The organism is Paenalcaligenes sp. (assembly GCF_030152715.1).
Classification (GTDB): Bacteria; Pseudomonadota; Gammaproteobacteria; order Burkholderiales; family Burkholderiaceae_B; genus Paenalcaligenes; species Paenalcaligenes hermetiae.
The window spans coordinates 15,545-30,434 of the sequence record NZ_JASLIX010000031.1 but is presented as its reverse complement, the minus strand read 5'-3'; the positions used below and the strand labels follow the sequence as shown (position 1 = coordinate 30,434).

Below are 14,890 nucleotides of genomic sequence, written 5' to 3'. Positions count from 1 at the left end.
TAATTGTAGCCTTAGCACAGCATTACGCTGAATTTACATCATAGAAACAAAGGTTTATATAGGCGAACGCTAGAGTCTAACGGATTCTATATAACTTTCAGTCCTATACAGGAAACGTAACCGTATAACGGCAAAACGTGCTGCCCCCGCAACGGTATTAGCTCATCACTAAGCCCGATACTGGCCTTTGTTTTCTACCTGAATCATCCGTGCTTACGGTTTACTTTCATGGCGTGCGGGGACGCGCGCCCAGCAGGTATATTCATGAAATTTTCTTTTTATCGTCCGAGTCTAAGTCTACTCGCTAGTCTGCTTTCCGCTTCCGCTTTTGCACAAGCTCCTGTCAAAGAGCTAGATCATATTGTTGTCACCGCGGCGCGTGCGCCCCAATCAGAACAAGAGGCAATCGGCGATATCAGTGTCGTCTCAGCAGAAGAAATCGCTCGTGCAGGCCAGAACAGCGTAGCTGAAATCCTCGCCCGCCAACCTAGTATCGAGTTTTACAATAGTGGCGGACCACAAACCACGACAGGGGTATCGATCCGCGGCGCCGAGGCACGCCATACATTAGTGTTAGTCAATGGCATGCGTATCAACAGCAGCGTCAATGGTAGCGCCAACTGGAATGCGATCGACCCAGCCAGTATTGAGCGCATTGAAATTGTACGAGGCGCGGCAAGCAGTCTTTATGGTTCCGATGCAATTGGTGGCGTAATTAATATCATCACCAAACAAGGTGCTGCTCACCAGCCCGCCCAGCTCTACGGATCGATTGGCTATGGCAGCCACCGTACCGTCAAAACCCACTTAGGGATGGATGGTGGCTCTGAAAGGCTCAGCTATAACTTTAACGCCAGCTTTGCTGATAGCAAGGGTTTTAATGCCACAAACAAAGACAACACTTTTTCCTACTACGCTGACAAAGACGGCTACCAAAGTCATAGCCTTAGTGGTGCCCTCGCTTATGAATGGGCTACTGGGCAAAAAATAGGAATAAACGCGTATAACAACTACATCAATGGGGATTTTGATGCGGGCGAGTTGATTCGAGACGCTTTTACCCAAACCCGCCAACAAAGCTATGATCTTTATAGTCAAAATCGCCTTGGTGCTAACTGGCTCAGCACTTTAAACTTTGGTCTAAGTAAAGAGCAAGTGGTAAACCCTGCCTATGACAGTCGCTTTAGTACGCTACAACGGCAATATCGCTGGCAAAACGATTGGGATTTAAGCGCCCATCAACAGCTCGCTTTTATCGTAGAGCGTCTCGAGGAGCGCATCACACATCAGTTGACTTATACGGATACCAACCGCAACACCAACGCTGTGGCGGCTATTTACCGGGCTCAATACGGACAGCATCGCGTCCAAGCGAGCCTACGCAATGACAATATCAGTGGTTTTGGGCATCGTATGACCGGCGGGCTCGGTTATGAAATGGATTTAAACGATTCATGGACCATCGGTGCGGCGGCGAATACGGGTTTCAAAGCCCCTTCTTTTTCTGATTTGTACTATCCCTTGGACTGGGGCTTTCAAGGCAATCCTAACTTAAAAGCTGAAAAATCTCGTAATGTCGAAGCCTCTCTTGGCTACGATGACGGAACCAGTCAATTCAAAGTCACCGCTTTTCAAAATAAAGTCCGTGATCTGATTGACCCCTATGTGTGTAATGACAACTTTGAATGTACCGCGCTAAATGTTGATCGCGCTACGATCCGCGGTGTGTCATTATATGGAGCACATGATATGGGCTCCGTTCGTCTATGGGCAGCGGCAGACTTCACCAATCCGCGCGACGACAGTAGCCGTAATCAGCTAGTACGCCGCGCAAAACAAAACATCAAAGCCGGGGTGCAATATCAATGGCAAGTGCTTGATCTAGGCGCAGAATACCAATACGTAGGCAAGCGCTATGAAGACAAAGCCAACCAAACCCAGCTAGGTGGCTATAGTTTAGTGAACTTAACGGCTGATTATGCGCTCAGTAAAACCATGACCGCCCAGATCCGTTGGAATAATATTTTTGATAAAACGTATCACAACAGCTATGGCTACAACATGCCTGGTTCCAATGTGTTTGTGAACCTGTCTTGGCGTATGTGATGCAAGTTATACGCCGATGGCTTTTAGTAAGCGTAGCACTGCTGTACTGTGGCAGCAGTGCCGCTTATGAGCGCGTTATTAGCCTAGCCCCACATATCACGGAGCTCATTTACGCTATTGGTGCTGAAGATAAGCTCATTGCCACGGTCAACAGCAGTGACTACCCTCCTGCCGCCAACCAGCTCCCTCGGGTTGGGGATGGGGTCAGCATTTCTGCTGAAGCCTTACTTGCCTACGCCCCTGACTTAGTATTGGCTTGGCAGCCTACTGCACAATTACAACGCCTTGAGTCCGTCTTGGCTCAAAGCCAAATTACGCTGCAGTATATTCAGCCTCAGTCACTCACCGAGATCCCACAAGCCGCCCTAACATTAGGTCAATGGTTAAACCGCGTTGAGCAGGCAGAACAAATCAGCGCCGAGTGGCAACAGCGTATCGCTCAACTGCCTGCTCCGCCCCCTCATACCAGTGCCCTGATTCTTTTAAATATAACCCCACTCTATGGGCTCAATGACCCCATGCTAAATGATGTGCTCCGGCATTGTGGTCTATACAATTGGATCCCCGCCGATCAGCCTGTGATGACTGCTATTACGCTTGAACAACTATTACAGCACCCCGCTCAGACCCTTATTTCTAGCGATACGCTCGACGAGCTTGCTCCGCTACTGCAGCTGCTGGAACCCTTTTATTCACAGTCACCCCACATTTTGTTTGTAAATGCGGATCATTTTTATCGGGCTGGGCCTCGGTTAATCGAAGCCACTGAAGCGCTATGCGCACAAGTTCAGGCCCAAAACGAAGCCCAATAGGACGAAAAAGAACAAAATCGTTTATGCTTAGGGGGTATGATTGAAATAGTCACTATTTTCACCACCTGAAGTACAAAAATGATGAATCCAACTACCCCTAACGATCCTTTTATTATTGCTGGAAAAACCTATTCCTCACGTCTATTGGTTGGCACTGGAAAATACAAAGACTTTGAACAAACGCGTGCCGCCATTGATGCAAGTGGTGCGGAAATCATCACAGTGGCTATACGTCGCACTAACATCGGTCAGGACCCAAACCAGCCTAGCCTATTAGACTATTTGCCCCCTTCGGAATTTACTATTTTACCTAATACAGCAGGCTGCTATAGCGCTGAGGATGCTGTACGCACCTTACGTTTGGCGCGCGAGCTACTCAACGGCCATAAGCTCGTCAAACTAGAGGTTTTAGGTGATCCGAACAACCTGTTTCCTAATATGCCCGAAACACTTAAAGCCGCAAAAACACTTGTGGATGAGGGCTTTGATGTGATGGTGTATTGTGCCGATGATCCGATTCAATGCAAGATGCTCGAGGACATTGGCTGCGTTGCGATTATGCCCCTGGCCTCACTGATTGGCTCGGGCATGGGTATTATCAACCCTTGGAATCTACGCTTGATTATTGATCAAGCCACCGTACCCGTATTAGTCGACGCTGGAGTAGGCACCGCCTCTGATGCCACCATCGCTATGGAGCTCGGTTGCGACGGTGTGCTAATGAACACCGCTATTGCGGGCGCTCAAGACCCGATTCGTATGGCCAGCGCTATGAAACATGGCGTACTAGCAGGTCGCCAAGCCTATTTAGCCGGCCGCATCCCGCGCAAATATTATGATGCAGACCCAAGCTCCCCACTCGAAGGTATGATTCACTCCCGTAGCAATGCATAACATCCCTAATACCCTTACCATTGCCGGCGTCGACCCGTCTGGGGGCGCTGGCGTATTTGCTGATATTAAAACCATGAGTGCCTTAGGCGCTTATGCTACAGGTGTTGTGGCAGCGCTTACTGCACAAAATACCCAAGGGGTCACTGGCATTTATCCGGTTGACCCTGCTTTTATTAAGCAGCAAATTGACACCCTTTTTAACGATATCAGCATCGATGCCGTCAAGCTCGGCATGCTTGGACAGCAACCTGTGATCCGCACTGTGGTAGAAGCGCTCACACACTGGCAGCCAACTCATATTGTGTTAGACCCCGTCATGATCGCTAAAAGTGGGGATCACTTGCTAGAAAAAGCCGCCATCGCAGAAATGCGAGAAGCCTTGCTTCCTTTAGCCACGATGATCACCCCTAATCTTCCCGAGGCAGGTGTATTTTTAGAGCAGCGCCCAGCAGAAACGGTGAAGGAAATGTATGCCGTTGCGGAAAAGCTCCGACGCTTAATGGCGGACGCCGATCATCGCTGGGTACTTTTAAAAGGGGGGCATTTGCCAGGCAATGAGTGCACGGACCTCCTTTATAACGGCGATCAAATGATCGAAATGCCCGCGCAACGCATTCCCACTAAAAACACTCATGGCACAGGTTGTACCTTGTCTGCGGCTTTAGCCGCACTGCTCCCCCAGTCCTCGTCCGTCCCCAAAGCCGCCAAAGCAGCAAAAGCTTATTTATACAATGCAATTGCTCGCTCTAACGAGCTTCGGGTCGGCTCTGGCCATGGGCCTGTACATCATTTCCATGCTTGGTGGAAACCGTTACCCTCTACTGATTAACCTTGATGACGCCATCACGGCGTTCTTTATAAGTCTTACTATCCATGAGTCAGCCTTTAACCGGTATTATTGTGGCAATGCAAGAAGAACTTGAAGTGGTCTTGCAGTCCCTCCAGCAGCCTCAAGCCCACCAACGAGCGGGCATGACGTTTTATCAGGGTATCTATGCTGGTAGCCCTGTTGTCGCTGTTATTTGCGGGGTGGGTAAAGTCAACGCCGCGCTTTGCACGCAAATTCTTATTTCTGAATTTCATACCCAACGCATTATTAATATCGGCGTCGCCGGTGGGCTGCATCCAGAGATTCAACCTGGCGACGTTGTCATTGCCGACACGCTCATGCAGCACGATATGGATTTACGCCCGCTTGGCTTAGCTCGTGGGCATTTTTACCGCATGGATACCCATGCTTTCCCCTCTGACCCCATGCTATTACAATGGGCACGCCAAGCGTGTGCCGATCTAAAAAACCACCGTTTTTTTGTTGGGCGTATCGTAACAGGGGATCAATTTATTGCCAGTCCAGAGCTAGCTCAAGAATTACATCAACACTTTGATGCATTGGCTTGCGAAATGGAAAGCGCCAGCATTGCGCAGGTTTGTTTTTTAAACCACATTCCTTTTATCTGCATCCGCTCTATTTCAGATAATGCGAACACGGGTGCACACATGGATTTTGCTCAATTTACTCCTATTGCTGCGGCCAATGCCACGACGCTATTGCAAAGTATGATTCCTTTGTGCCAAATTAATGCCGATACCATTGAGTTCAAGGCATAATAAGTCTTTACGATTGGTTAATGTCTTTTTTTATTGTCCTGCTACTGTGAACCTGCTATGAATATCAACGCGCTGTCTGAAGTCGAACTTGCCCGCTATTACATGGTTGAACAACAAATTCGTCCTTGGTATGTCGAAGACGAAAAGGTATTGCAGGCCTTATTCGATGTACCACGCGAGCATTTTGTCCCTCCTGCTTTCAAAGGCATGGCTTTTGCTGATACCGAAATCCCGCTCATTATTGATGCCGTCGATACCAACGAATACATGCTAAAACCCGTCATCGAAGCACGCTTAGCGGTTGAACTCAACCTAAAGCCCACCGATGGAGTGCTGGAAATCGGCACAGGGTCCGGTTATCAAGCCGCCCTACTCGCTCGTCTGGCTCAGCAGGTCACTTCGGTAGAGATCAATAGCACCCTAGCTGCCTTTGCCACAGAAAATCTGCAACGCCAACACGTACAAAATGTAAATGTAGAAATCGGCGACGCCCACGAGGGCTGGGGCACGACGGAATATGATGCTATTTTGCTTACCGGTTCCGTCCCAGTTGTGCCCGATGCACTCAAATACCAGCTCTGTATTGGCGGCCGGCTCGTGGCAGTAGTCGGGCGCTCTCCAGTTATGACGGCTATGCGTATTACACGTACCAGTGCCGCTAGCTTTGAGACCACGCCTCTTTTTGATACGGTCATCAAGCCTTTACGTGGCAGCCGCGTCACCCGCTTTCAGTTTTAAATGATGAAAAAAAAGCTGTGTGGTTTTATCTTCGCTGGCCTATTGATAGCCACCCAAGCGGTAGCCACACCGCTCGACCTTTGGCAAGCGTGGCTGCTTGCCCAACAACATGACCCCATCTATGCGGCACAACGCGCACAAACACAGGCCTCTCAAGAGCAAATTGCACAAGCTCGAGCTCGTTTATTACCCGCCGTTGATGCCGTCGCAGGTATCACACACAACGACACCCGCCGCGCTAGCCGCCTGAATCAAAGCAGTGATACCCGTGTTAATCAATGGCAGCTGCGGTTAAGCCAACCCCTTTTTGACTTATCGGCTATCGCCCAGTTTGAACGCTCTCGTTACTTGGCATCAATTGCTGTTTTTGATTTGGAAAATGCCAAACATGAGCTCATGTTACGTGTAGCTCAAACATATTTTGCTATTTTATCTGCCCAAGACAACCTGCGTTCCCTTCAAAGCCAAAAACAAGCTATAGAGCAACAACTCGCTGCCGCGCAACAAAACTTTGCCTTAGGTGGAGCCACCATCACTGACACCTACGAAGCACAATCTCGTTTAGATTTACTCAATGCTCAACTTGTCATCGCCGAAAACAACCTCACTACCGAAAAAAACCAACTAAGTCGTATTTTAGGGCGGCCTGTGCAACATATTGCTCCGCTTCATCACCAAGCAACCTTGCCCACCCCCGAGCCCTTAGATCCCCACGCGTGGGTGCAACAAGCCAGCCTGGGCAATTTGTCCTTAATGCGAGCTAGCCTTGCTATGCAGGCCCAACAATATCAGCTCAAAGCGGATCAACACGAACACACCCCTACGGTGACACTACAAGCTCGTAGCGGCAGTCAAAGCAACATGGGAGTATCTGGCCCTAACACCAGCCCTCGTTCTTTGGATAGCAGCATAGGTGTGGAACTAAGCATTCCTTTATACCAAGGTGGTGCTATAGCCTCTAGAGTGCGAGAAAACGCTTCTCTTTTACAACAAAAGCATTACGAACAAGAAAATGCGCGACGCCAAGCAGAAGAGCAAGTCCGTAGTTATTTTAGTGGTGTATTGGCGGGCTTACACGAAGTGAAAGCCCTAGAGGCAGCAGAAAAATCTAGCCGTGCTGCATGGGAAGCCAACCAAACTGCTTATGAGATTGGTGTACGCATTAATATTGACGTACTTAACGCCCAACAACAGCTTTATGAAACTCAGCGTGCGCTTGCTCAAGCTCGTTACAATACCCTATTGCAGGGGCTACGCCTGAAGCAAGCAGCTGGGTTATTACGCGCTGAGGATATAGCCGCGTTAAATACATTGCTAGCACCAGCTAACTCATCACTAATGCAATGACCGCATCGCATTATTGTGGAGCGCGAATTTTTTTGACTAAGGCCGTCGTTGATCGATCAAATGCGATTGGGATGGCAACGGCGTCCCCGCCCCAACTGCGCACTAAGGCCGTCTCTGGCAGAGTTTCCATATCATAGTCCCCACCTTTTACGATTAAATCCGGCTTAAGTTCAGCAATCAATTGCTCCGGTGTGGACTCCGTAAAAATGGTGACCGCAGTCGTGGATGCCAAAGCGGCTAATAAAGCACAACGATCCTGCTCCTGATTAATGGGTCGATCAGAGCCTTTATTCAGGGTACGCACCGATTGATCAGAATTGACCGCTACTATTAAGCTGGCACCTAGCTGTGCCGCTTGATCCAAATAGCTTGCATGGCCACGATGCAAAATATCAAACACCCCATTCGTAAAGACCAATGGGCGAGGCAGTTCCCCTGCTGCCACCGCCCTAATCAGATCGCTACGAGAATAGATTTTTTTCTCAAAGCTAGGCATATTAATTAAGCCACAACTATTTTTTTGCTCAGGTCTTTACGATAACGATTTAACGCCGAAGGAGACTCAAAGTCTTCTCCCATCAGCAGCGACATATTATGCAAAATACGTGTGCTGACCTTGCCTTCCCATTCTTTATCAAAGCGGATCTGGTTGTCGAGCCAGTTTTCTAACCAACCAGGTGATGGCAGTTTAGATTGCACGGTGTCATTAGGGAACATGGACTTGTTCACGTGCAAATTCGTAGGGTGTAGAGCCTGAGCTGTACGATGCGCCGATGCCATCAATACGCCAATTTTAGAAAAAGCCAAACGTGTTTCTAATTCTGCCTGCTCATCACCTAACTTTAGAGCGCGACGCATATAGCGTAAATATGCTCCAGCATGGCGTGCTTCGTCCTGAGCCACGATCTGATAAATGGCTTTAATCACCGGCTCGGTATGCCATTCTGCAGCACGGCGATACCAGTGATTAAGACGAATCTCACCACAGAAGTGCAGCATTAGGGTCTCCATGGCTGGAGCAGGGTCAAATTCGAAACGTACTTTGTGCAATTCCTCTTCGGTAGGCACCAGCTCTGGACGAAAACGTCGTAAGTACTCAATTAAAACCAATGAGTGTTTTTGCTCTTCAAAAAACCACACCGACATAAATGCACAAAAATCACTGTCATCGCGGTTATCACGCAGAAACATTTCTGTCGCCGGCAAAGCAGCCCATTCAGTAATGGCGTTCATTTTAATGGTGTAAGCCTGCTCATCTGTGAGCTTGCTACCATCAAAATCATCCCATGGAATATCGTGTGCCATATTCCATCGTACTGCTTCCATGGATTTAAAGAGTTCAGGGTAAAGCATAGTTATCCTTATGGTATTGGTGGAGTGGTAACAAGACACAATGCTTACACCACTGCATAACACGTATTAGTCTGAAATTATTTGTTTAAATCTAATACGCGTATTCTTCAAAAAAATGACCATTGCCAATATACAACAGCCATTTAGCCTAGAGTTAACGCACTAATGCCCATAGTGCAACCACAACAGCTACGCCTAGTACAGCGCATAATGCGGCCAATAGCCGATTATTTTGTTGCTGCGACTGACGTAACAAACGTAATTCATCATGAAGCGCCGGCAAAGCATCAGGGCGACTTAAATTTTCGTAAACCAAACGGGGAATTTGGGGAAGTAGTTGTGACCACTGCCCGGCCTCTTTGGTTAAACGCTCTTTTAAGCCTTGAGCTCCTATGCGCTGACGCATCCAGTTTTCTAAATAGGGTTTAGCCGTATCCCAAAGATCTAACTCAGGATCCAGGTCACGCCCCATGCCTTCAACGTTTAATAACGTTTTTTGCAACAAAACCAACTGCGGTTGAATCTCTACATTAAAACGCCGCGAGGTTTGAAATAAGCGTAATAACACCTGACCGAGCGATATTTGCGACAAGGGTCGGTCAAAATAGGGTTCACAAACGGCACGTACGGCGCCCTCTAGCTCTTCCTCACGCGTGTCAGGGGGTACCCAGCCTGACTCGATATGCAGCTGTGCAACTCTCCGGTAGTCACGCTGGAAGAAAGCCAAAAAATTTTGGGCTAAATAGTTTTTATCAAACTCAGAGAGTGAGCCCACAATCCCAAAATCTAGTGCAATATAGCGCCCTAACGTGGCCGGATCATCAGAAACATAAATATTACCTGGGTGCATGTCCGCATGGAAAAAGCCATCGCTAAAAACCTGACTAAAAAAGATTTCAACGCCCTTGCGAGCCAAATCTTTTAAGTCAACACCGGCTTCGAGTAAGCGATCAACTTGGCTAACTGGTATGCCTTTCATGCGTTGCATGGTAAAAACATTTGTCGCGCAATAGTCCCAATACACCTCGGGAACTATTAATAAATCAGCACGCCCTGTTTCTGGTCCAAAATTTCGACGCAATTGACTACAGTTAGAAGCTTCGCGAATTAAATCTAGCTCATCATGCAAATATTTTTCGAATTCAGCCACTACCTCGCGCGGGCGTAAACGTCGCGCATCTACTAATAGACGCTGCACTATGTTGGCAAAGGTGCGCATCAACGCCAAGTCTTTGTCTATGACCTCGCGCATACCTGGTCGCAACACTTTGACCGCCGCCTCGCGCCCATCAGGCAAAATAGCAAAATGGACTTGTGCAATCGATGCCGAAGCCACTGGATCGACTTCGAAGTGTTTAAAAATCACATGCGGCGATGCACCCAGTGCTTTCTCTACCGTTTTTGCGGCTAGCTCTGATGAAAACGGGGGAACACGATCCTGTAATCGAGCAAGCTCCTGCGCTATATCCGCAGGAATCAAATCGCGCCGTGTAGACAGGACCTGACCAAACTTAACAAAAACGGGACCAAGCGCCTCCAGGGCTAGACGTAAACGCACCCCACGGCTTAATTTCGGTTGACGTCCCAAGCGTACCCAACGTAATAAACGATGCGTCCATGGGTGTTGAATACTTGAAAGCACCAGCTCATCCAGACGGTACTTAAAAGCAATGTATAAAATAAAGATAAACCGACGAATGCGCAGCATGGTTTATCCTTTTAGGGCGAGCAAATGAGTACGTTGCTCAAGAGCTTGCAAACGTTGCTCTAACTGCTGCAATTGCACTTGCCAGCTATGCAGATAATCGCGACTGACTAAGATACCGCTTTCCTCGCCCAAAAACTCGGCCACGTTTGCCTGCAGGTGTTGCTGTGTGCGCTGACCAAAACCGATCAACTGCTTTAAAGCAGCCATTACACGCACAGCGATAATATCCCCCGTAAAGCGTGCAATCTCGGCTTCGGGGTCCAAGCGCAACTGGCTTAACACTTGAGCTAATGCATTTGCTAAGCCCGCATCGCCTTGGATATGCACCAAAGCTAATAAAGCGTCGGGATCTTTTGTGGCCAACGCCGCTGGCAACTGATTAAGCCGTGGGGTTGGTATAGCCAACTGCACATCTGCCACAATAGCTGGATCTGTTAACTGCAGCAAACCAGCATAAGTGAATGTTAGCGGTAAATCTAAGGCCCCTACACGCAATAACAATGTACGCCCAGCATATACGGCTAAACGCTCTTGCGCCCATGGCTCCCGGCTTAAAACGGCATTAAGCGCCCGCACAAGCAGTGTTGTGGGGCGCATAGCTGCCGGTATAGGCAGCGAAGCAAAAAGGGTTGGTAACGACACAATCCACCTATAGCTTGGATAAAACCTTAGTTTAACCCGTAGTATAAGGGATTAGTGGCTTGGGTTAATCTGTTGGATACCAGCCAACAACCAACCGCTATTATCCGCTTTGTAAAGGTTCCAAACCTCTTCAAAACTAAATGCTTCAGAGTCTGGCGTTTCGCGTAACATGCCTGAATAGCGTACGCTAGCCAAATGTCCGTCCGCCACTTTTTCAATACCCAACAGCTCAGCATTCAACAACACGATCTGTGTTTGTTGCCCGCCCTCGCGTGCTGTGATTTCTGGGGTGAGCTCTTTCAGTAAGTCATCCGTTAGGTATTCGCGCAATGCAGCAGGATTACCCTGATCCCATAGCTCCTGAATATGGCGGAATTGCTGTTTAGCATTATTTAAAAAGACCGAGATATCAAAATCAGCTGGGATAAACCAAGAAGGATCAATTTCTTGAGTCGATGACTGAGCGCTTGCTGCAACGGAGGCAGCCCCTGCCGTTGCCGCCGTAGACCCCATTGCAGGGGACGACGCCGGCATTTGTGGCGATGACTCACGATACATTGGGGCAGATGTATTCGCCGCCTGCGTAACTGGGCGTGCTGCACCACCACGTAAACGACGTACCAAGAACATCACCGCAAAAATCACTAGACCAATAAGCACCATGCTAGACAGTGCTTCTAACAAGGGCCCGCCTAAGCCTAGGCTAGATAATAGCGCCGCAATGCCCAAACCTGCCGCAATCCCTGCAATAGGACCTAAAAAGCGAGAAAAACCGCTTTTGGGCTGCTGCGCAGCACTATTACGAGCCGCATTGGCATTGGCCGGTGTGGCCGCATTGCGATTGGCTGTAGCAGCTGGTGGCTGCACAGCTTGACGTTGTTTCATAACATTAGTGGATTGGCGCCCGAAGCTTTTGCCCCCGCCAATTCGACGTGCCTCGGCATCAAACGATGCCGTCAACATAGTAAGGGTAGATATCGCAAGAACGGCTACCGCCGCAAAACGGGATAAACGTTTAGAAATCATAAATGCTCCTGTGGGCGGTATCACCCCACCCTATACAGTGGATGTAAACTGACTATAAGCTGACAGCATAGCATAAAAAGGGCTTTTACTTTATTTTTTCCGCTCACATAATGCTTTTCAGTGCCGTCTTAGTTTCCTCTGACAACGGTTTTTTTTGGCGTGTTTCTCGATCTGCTGTCACGATCACGGTTTTACCTACAGCCACACAGGTATCCCCTACAAAAATCACTTGCTCTGTTGTAAAAGAGGTTGTGCCAATATGTATGACTCGTGTTCCTATAGTGACCGTATTCGGCCATGTTAGCTCTGCCAAATAATCCACAGAAATATGAGCCATCATAAACATGGTTTTACCATGTCCTAGTTTATGTTTAGGATCACGTAACAACTGCACACGCCCCACTTCTAAAAGTGTTACGTACACGGCATTATTAATATGACCCTGAGCATCCGTATCACGGTAACGCAAGCGCTCTTCTAAGCGTAAGGGATACTCCTCCAATCTATATTTATTTTTCTGCATTTTTCCTCCAAAAACAGCAAAAGCAGCATCTTACAACGATGCTGCTTTCAGACCACTCTGCGTACATAGATCAAACCATACCAGCCTGCATTAAATAGACAAAAACCTCGATATCATACACATTTTTACCTAAAAATTAAAAACACTTTAGATGACACCATGTCACCAATCTTAACTAAAAAAACCATGTTAATTCTCGCCATACATAATCTGCTCAAACCAATATCTAGGGCCTTGCCCTTGATCCGGTCCTAGAGCCGAAAATCCACCGTCTACAGGTATATCTACACCTGTAATCCAGCTAGCTTGCATAGAGGCCAAAAAATACACCACAGAAGCCACTTCCATTCCATCCCCTACCCTCCCTAACGGGTGCATAATAGCTCCAACCCTATCCGCTAACAAGCGGTCCTCATTAACCATCTCGGCTAATGTTGGAGTCCACGTCCATGCGGGAGACACCGAAACCACCCGAATTTTTTTAGGTGCTAACTCCACTGCTAAACTCTTCGTTAAATGCAAAACGGCGGCTTTAGAAACGGGGTAAAGAAGACGATTACGCGCTGCTATTTTCCCTCCAATACTCCCCATATTAATAATCACAGCCCCCTCGGCCATAATAGTAGCGACCTGTTGCGCCATTATGGCTGCAGAAACAACATTCACGCTCAAACTAGCATGCCACTGTTCACGGGTTGAATAAAAGCCATGGTCTTGATAAACACAAGCATTATTAACTAACACATGAACACCACCAAATGTGGCCTTTATTTTATTTATAGTCGCCTCTATCGCTATATCATCTTGAATATCCAGTAATAAAAAATGTACCTTCTCCCCCAGTTCTTTTACTAAACGCTCACCACTTTCTTGATCTTGATCAGCTACAATGACGTTATCTCCAGCATTAGCAAATGCCCGTACAATAGACGCTCCGATACCCTTTGCACCCCCTGTTACCAATACTACTCTAGACATGCTCGTCCTCCCCAAATAAGGTAGACATACATGCTTTAGGATAAATCGAAGCTATTAAGCGCATACTATTTAATGATGCCTCATGCATAGCCGGTGGTGCTCCACATGCAGCGGCCGGAACAATAACCTTATATCCCATATCCACTGCATGACGCACAGTACTCTCTACCACCGAATGTGTAGCCACCCCAGCAATAACAAGACGCGATGGAGTCAAGTTCTGCAGTACAGCCTCAAGCTGAGAAGAATAAAAAGCATTAATCCTATTATGTGTAATAACGAACTCTCGCTCACAATCAATCAGGGGCTCTAGTCCCTTATAAAACTCACACCCCCAGCTCCCCTCTTGGACTGCCTGCAACTGTCTAACCCCATTAAAAATGGGGGCATTATGTGGTAAATCCGCATAATCTTTTCTATAAGCTACACGTACGTGAACAATAGGAATACTGTTATGGCGTGCCTGCTGCAAAAGCGACATAGCGGCTTGAATAATATCTTTTCTTTGAGGACTATTTTCCTCAATTCCAACTCGTATTTTCCCTCGCTCATGCAACACTTCATTCTGGTAGTGTAGTGCTATCAATACAGTCGTCACAGGCAGCTCCCAAACGTTAAATATGAATCTCTAAATTAGAATGCACATCTTCTCTATTTATAAGATTGACTTGTTTCATATATAACTTCCAACCCTCATCTACGCGTAAAAGCTTATAAATATATGAGCCAGCTAAAAGACGTTGCGTGCCTGCTCTACTTTCCACACATTGAAATGTAGCGCGGGCGACTATATACCCCCGCTGATCTTCTCCCTCAATGGTGATGTTTCCCAATAAACGAGAAGACTGTGTTGGAGGCTGCTGCGACCAGTTCCTCGCATTCTCTAAGCGCTTTATTCGTAGCTCTCTTAACATCGCGTTTTCCCAAAATAGGGAAATATGATCATACGGACTTGTCTGCGCAAAGGATTGTGGCACCCAGTACATTCCATCTTCTGTCCACAGATTAAGCCACTCTTGCCAACGCTTCTCATCAAGTAATCTTGCTTCAAAATATAAAAACTGTTTAATCGCCTCTCGATCCTCTTTAGCTAGTGCTGTTGAGCGAAGCGTATCCACACTCACATCAAAATCAATATCAAATAGCATTTTCTCC

Annotated in this window: 16 protein-coding genes; 7 read left to right on the top strand and 9 right to left on the bottom strand. The window is 47.6% G+C overall.

What is annotated here, in order from left to right; translation table 11 throughout:
* The first annotated feature begins 264 nt into the window (after window positions 1-264).
* From Q1V74_RS02350 to Q1V74_RS02320, 7 genes are all read left to right on the top strand, one after another.
* Entirely contained in the window at window positions 265-2,106 is a 1,842-nt protein-coding gene (locus Q1V74_RS02350) for a TonB-dependent receptor (protein WP_300646893.1), read from the top strand.
* Entirely contained in the window at window positions 2,106-2,918 is an 813-nt protein-coding gene (locus tag Q1V74_RS02345) for an ABC transporter substrate-binding protein (protein WP_300646892.1), read from the top strand. Before Q1V74_RS02350 ends, Q1V74_RS02345 begins: the two co-directional genes overlap by 1 nt.
* Before the next feature lie 81 nt (window positions 2,919-2,999).
* On the top strand, window positions 3,000-3,812 hold the full coding sequence (locus Q1V74_RS02340) for a thiazole synthase (protein ID WP_260650339.1): 813 nt from the start codon (window positions 3,000-3,002) through the stop codon (window positions 3,810-3,812).
* Entirely contained in the window at window positions 3,805-4,641 is an 837-nt protein-coding gene (thiD, locus tag Q1V74_RS02335) for a bifunctional hydroxymethylpyrimidine kinase/phosphomethylpyrimidine kinase (protein ID WP_300646891.1), read from the top strand. The genes Q1V74_RS02340 and thiD overlap by 8 nt, the downstream gene beginning before the upstream one ends.
* 44 nt (window positions 4,642-4,685) lie before the next feature.
* Window positions 4,686-5,420, top strand: a complete 735-nt coding sequence (locus Q1V74_RS02330; protein WP_300646890.1) for a 5'-methylthioadenosine/adenosylhomocysteine nucleosidase — start codon at window positions 4,686-4,688, stop codon at window positions 5,418-5,420.
* 57 nt (window positions 5,421-5,477) lie between these two features.
* Entirely contained in the window at window positions 5,478-6,158 is a 681-nt protein-coding gene (locus tag Q1V74_RS02325; RefSeq protein ID WP_300646889.1) for a protein-L-isoaspartate O-methyltransferase, read from the top strand.
* Window positions 6,159-7,505 (top strand): TolC family outer membrane protein, encoded by a 1,347-nt coding sequence (locus Q1V74_RS02320; protein WP_300646888.1) that lies wholly within the window; start codon window positions 6,159-6,161, stop codon window positions 7,503-7,505.
* A gap of 10 nt (window positions 7,506-7,515) precedes the next feature.
* Here Q1V74_RS02320 and Q1V74_RS02315 read toward each other — a convergent pair whose 3' ends face one another.
* From Q1V74_RS02315 to Q1V74_RS02275, 9 genes are all read right to left on the bottom strand, one after another.
* A complete protein-coding gene (locus Q1V74_RS02315; protein ID WP_300646912.1) occupies window positions 7,516-8,007 on the bottom strand; it encodes an adenylyltransferase/cytidyltransferase family protein in 492 nt (163 codons plus the stop codon).
* Window positions 8,007-8,858 carry a ferritin-like domain-containing protein gene (locus Q1V74_RS02310; protein ID WP_300646887.1) on the bottom strand — a complete coding sequence of 284 codons (852 nt, stop codon included), beginning with the start codon at window positions 8,856-8,858 and terminating at the stop codon, window positions 8,007-8,009. Before Q1V74_RS02310 ends, Q1V74_RS02315 begins: the two co-directional genes overlap by 1 nt.
* A gap of 154 nt (window positions 8,859-9,012) precedes the next feature.
* Window positions 9,013-10,566, bottom strand: a complete 1,554-nt coding sequence (gene ubiB / locus Q1V74_RS02305) for a ubiquinone biosynthesis regulatory protein kinase UbiB (protein ID WP_300646886.1) — start codon at window positions 10,564-10,566, stop codon at window positions 9,013-9,015.
* 3 nt (window positions 10,567-10,569) lie between these two features.
* A complete protein-coding gene (locus Q1V74_RS02300; RefSeq protein ID WP_300646884.1) occupies window positions 10,570-11,208 on the bottom strand; it encodes an SCP2 sterol-binding domain-containing protein in 639 nt (212 codons plus the stop codon).
* 51 nt (window positions 11,209-11,259) lie between these two features.
* A complete protein-coding gene (locus tag Q1V74_RS02295) occupies window positions 11,260-12,234 on the bottom strand; it encodes a Tim44-like domain-containing protein (RefSeq protein ID WP_300646883.1) in 975 nt (324 codons plus the stop codon).
* 103 nt (window positions 12,235-12,337) lie between these two features.
* Window positions 12,338-12,757 carry a thioesterase family protein gene (locus Q1V74_RS02290; protein WP_300646882.1) on the bottom strand — a complete coding sequence of 140 codons (420 nt, stop codon included), beginning with the start codon at window positions 12,755-12,757 and terminating at the stop codon, window positions 12,338-12,340.
* A gap of 189 nt (window positions 12,758-12,946) precedes the next feature.
* Window positions 12,947-13,735 carry an SDR family oxidoreductase gene (locus Q1V74_RS02285; protein WP_300646881.1) on the bottom strand — a complete coding sequence of 263 codons (789 nt, stop codon included), beginning with the start codon at window positions 13,733-13,735 and terminating at the stop codon, window positions 12,947-12,949.
* Window positions 13,728-14,333: a cysteine hydrolase gene (locus tag Q1V74_RS02280; protein ID WP_366524606.1), complete on the bottom strand. Its 606-nt coding sequence runs from the start codon at window positions 14,331-14,333 to the stop codon at window positions 13,728-13,730. The genes Q1V74_RS02285 and Q1V74_RS02280 overlap by 8 nt, the downstream gene beginning before the upstream one ends.
* Window positions 14,334-14,349: 16 nt before the next feature.
* Window positions 14,350-14,883, bottom strand: a complete 534-nt coding sequence (locus Q1V74_RS02275) for an aromatic-ring-hydroxylating dioxygenase subunit beta (protein WP_300646880.1) — start codon at window positions 14,881-14,883, stop codon at window positions 14,350-14,352.
* Between the last annotated feature and the right edge of the window lie 7 nt (window positions 14,884-14,890).

Bases quoted from the DNA above. Each gene is read 5' to 3' on its own strand.
- Q1V74_RS02350 (WP_300646893.1), top strand. From the start codon at position 265: ATGAAATTTTCTTTTTATCGTCCGAGTCTAAGTCTACTCGCTAGTCTG.
- Q1V74_RS02345 (WP_300646892.1), top strand. From the start codon at position 2,106: ATGCAAGTTATACGCCGATGGCTTTTAGTAAGCGTAGCACTGCTGTAC.
- Q1V74_RS02340 (WP_260650339.1), top strand. From the start codon at position 3,000: ATGAATCCAACTACCCCTAACGATCCTTTTATTATTGCTGGAAAAACC.
- thiD (WP_300646891.1), top strand. From the start codon at position 3,805: ATGCATAACATCCCTAATACCCTTACCATTGCCGGCGTCGACCCGTCT.
- Q1V74_RS02330 (WP_300646890.1), top strand. From the start codon at position 4,686: ATGAGTCAGCCTTTAACCGGTATTATTGTGGCAATGCAAGAAGAACTT.
- Q1V74_RS02325 (WP_300646889.1), top strand. From the start codon at position 5,478: ATGAATATCAACGCGCTGTCTGAAGTCGAACTTGCCCGCTATTACATG.
- Q1V74_RS02320 (WP_300646888.1), top strand. From the start codon at position 6,159: ATGATGAAAAAAAAGCTGTGTGGTTTTATCTTCGCTGGCCTATTGATA.
- Q1V74_RS02310 (WP_300646887.1), bottom strand. From the start codon at position 8,858: ATGCTTTACCCTGAACTCTTTAAATCCATGGAAGCAGTACGATGGAAT.
- ubiB (WP_300646886.1), bottom strand. From the start codon at position 10,566: ATGCTGCGCATTCGTCGGTTTATCTTTATTTTATACATTGCTTTTAAG.
- Q1V74_RS02295 (WP_300646883.1), bottom strand. From the start codon at position 12,234: ATGATTTCTAAACGTTTATCCCGTTTTGCGGCGGTAGCCGTTCTTGCG.
- Q1V74_RS02290 (WP_300646882.1), bottom strand. From the start codon at position 12,757: ATGCAGAAAAATAAATATAGATTGGAGGAGTATCCCTTACGCTTAGAA.
- Q1V74_RS02285 (WP_300646881.1), bottom strand. From the start codon at position 13,735: ATGTCTAGAGTAGTATTGGTAACAGGGGGTGCAAAGGGTATCGGAGCG.
- Q1V74_RS02275 (WP_300646880.1), bottom strand. From the start codon at position 14,883: ATGCTATTTGATATTGATTTTGATGTGAGTGTGGATACGCTTCGCTCA.